This is a genomic window from Acetivibrio sp. MSJd-27, from assembly GCF_018918095.1.
In the GTDB taxonomy this organism is placed as follows: domain Bacteria; phylum Bacillota; class Clostridia; order UMGS1840; family HGM11507; genus HGM11507.
Window position 1 is genome coordinate 1 of record NZ_JAHLPV010000080.1, and the last position, 2,807, is coordinate 2,807.

At 38.3% G+C, this 2,807-nt stretch carries 4 protein-coding genes; 3 read left to right on the forward strand and 1 reads right to left on the reverse strand.

Translation table 11 applies throughout. From position 1 onward, the window contains the following. On the forward strand, positions 1-1,008 hold a 1,008-nt coding region (locus KQI32_RS13085), incomplete at its 5' end, for an RHS repeat-associated core domain-containing protein (protein WP_216426052.1). Positions 1,009-1,025: 17 nt separating this feature from the next. Beyond that, a complete protein-coding gene (locus KQI32_RS13090) occupies positions 1,026-1,721 on the forward strand; it encodes a hypothetical protein (protein WP_216426054.1) in 696 nt (231 codons plus the stop codon). Positions 1,722-1,951: 230 nt separating this feature from the next. Here the strand turns inward: KQI32_RS13090 and KQI32_RS13730 are convergent, their stop codons facing one another. Further along, positions 1,952-2,155, reverse strand: a complete 204-nt coding sequence (locus KQI32_RS13730) for a phage holin family protein (RefSeq protein ID WP_216426056.1) — start codon at positions 2,153-2,155, stop codon at positions 1,952-1,954. On the opposite strand from KQI32_RS13730, the gene KQI32_RS13100 reads away from it, so the two are divergent. Further along, positions 2,146-2,807 (forward strand): hypothetical protein (locus KQI32_RS13100; RefSeq protein WP_216426058.1); only part of this gene is annotated, 662 nt, incomplete at its 3' end. The genes KQI32_RS13730 and KQI32_RS13100 overlap by 10 nt on opposite strands.

A 2,807-nucleotide genomic window follows, 5' to 3' on the forward strand; every position in this document is an offset into this window, starting at 1 on the left:
CCTATCTCCCGAACAGTGAACGGAGGAAGCAAAGAATATTATTCCTTCAATACCCACGGAGATACCGCACAACTGGTCAACGCAAGCGGAACCATATTAAAAGATTATACCTATGATGCGTTCGGGAATCAGAAGCAAACGGAGGAAATTGACAACAATCCGTTCCGTTACTGTGGAGAATATTTCGACAATGAAACCGGATTCATCTACCTCAGGGCAAGGTATTATGACAGTTCTATCGGGAGGTTTACAACGGAGGATCCAATCAAAGACGGTGTGAATTGGTTTGTTTATTGTGGGAATAATCCGGTGATGTTCATCGATCCGTTAGGGCTAACTATTACATTGACGGGAACAGATGAAGAAAAGCAGAAATCATTTAATCAGTTACAGATGCTAACAAATGATGAACTATATATGGATCCGGAAACAGGAATTGTCACTATTATTAGCAAGGGTACAATGAATACAGATAAGATGTTAACAGCGGGTTCAAAAATGGTAAGTGACTTGATAGCTAATGATAATTTTGATTGTCAGATTCAGAGAGAGTATGTGAATAATGATGGTTGCTATGTTGATTATATAGATGACGGCGCCATTGTTCGCATGAATGATTGGGCTGAGGAAGGTGGCAACTGGTTTTATGAGGTTTCTGACGGAAAAGGTGGTGTTACATCTGATGACCATAAGGCTGTGGCACACATTGTACTTGGTCACGAGTTAATTCATGCAACACATCATATGAATGGAACATTAGCTGACCCCTCTAGAACAGTGTATCATAATACGAATAATGGATTGATTGCTGATATTAGATATGATAATAATGGAAACAGATTAAACATATCAGAGGAATATAATACTGTAGGTTTGTATCATATAGTAGGATATCCTAATCCAGTTGGAAGTTCTATGATTTACAGGTTTTACATACCATGGCCAAACTCATTAACTGAGAATACTTTACGAGCAGAACAAGGACTTAATAAAAGAATCGCATATTGATGGGAGGGACGTTCTCTATGAAAAAAGTTATAGCTATTTTCTTATTAGCAATGTGGTTATCTGGAGTGATAATAGTGCATGCCGATCATGGTAATATCTCTAAAGAGGAAAATATATTAATAGAACTTAATATTGTTGACGAAGGCTATTTTTCAAATTTTAATACAGTAACCCGTGAGGAATGCCTAGTTGCAATTATGAGAGTTATTGGAGTAACTGATAAAGAAGTGGATTTACTAAATGGAGCTGATTTTGTAGCTTTTGAAGATACATATCCTTATTCCTATTTTGGTTGCGCATACAGAGCAAAAATTGCATATGGAGAAGAGTGTATAGTTGATTATCCAACGTATAGGACATCGCATACACATAAAAATACAGACTTCTTCTTTTTTCCACAACGTGCAGTTACAGTAAAGGAAACAATAGCTTTTATGGTTAGGTGTTTGGAAGATTTGGATGCAAGCATAGATTTAAATACAACTTTAAAAAAAGCAGTAGAATATGGATTAATTGATGATGAAGATGCACTCATTCAAAATCCTGATTCCGAAATTAGTCAAAAAGATTTTTATATATTAATTGAGCGATTCTTACAGCAAAGAAGATATAAATTTTATCAAAGAGAAAATAATGTTTTCAGGATGGAAGGCAATGTTGATGAAAAACGTTCTATAAGCTATCTCAATATGCTTCAACAAAGAGAGAAATAGTGTCAAGGGGACGGTTCTATTGACAACACCTCGCATATGTTAAGCTGGCTCAGGGGACGAATCTGATGTCTGACAACAGGTGACATTATTTTCGTTCCCTGTCTTTTCCTCTGTATTTACCTATACGTGAAAAACTGATAACCAATACAGCTAACAATCACATCTTATTTATCAAAAACTTGTAAAAAAATGGGGACTAGAAATTACTCTAGTCCCCATTTTTTCTCTTATCAACCTTCATCATTCTTTGAGCTTTGTTTTATTACCTGATTCACATAAACGCTTCCACCCGCTAACAAAATTCCTTGAGTGATTCCTGTAAATATCATAATAGCTACATCTTTATATGTATTTACATCAACCGTTGCAATTAAATAAATGACGGATAAAAGTATCCCGAATGCACCGAGAAGTACCGGAATAAATGCCCGCAACCGATTTCAACGGAAATACGGTGACCACGGCATACAATAAGCTGAACAAAGAAACGGAAGTTGTCACACCGATGGAAGAGAATGTGACGGCAAAGGTGAAATACTTCTATGACGCGGCGGGCAACGTGACGAAGCAGTATCAGCAGAACAACAAGCCCGGCGAGACGGAACACTTCAAGCTGGTGGAGACGGTTTACAACAGTATGAATCAGCCGGTTTCGGTAATTTCCAATGACGGAAATATTGACAATATTGTGAAATACGAGTATGATGGAATTGGAAATATGACCAAGATGGCAACAGGAATTACCAATATCAATGACGCCATTGACCCGTCGGTTCACGGGGTTACAACCTATACATACAACTATCTGAACCAGCTGGTTTCCACGACAGATCCGCAGGGGAATTCCGTCACCAACACCTATGACAAGCTGGGCAATGTGACCAACGTGACAGACAAATCCGGAGGAACTGCGAGTTATACGTATAACGGCTTAGGACAGATTTTATCTGTGACAGCGAATCGGGACGGAAAAACAGAGGACATTTCCTATCAGTATGACTGGATGGGAAATATCAAGCAAGTATCCGATTCCAGCGGAACGACGAACTACACCTATGACGGACTGGGACAGCTTCTAAAAGAAAC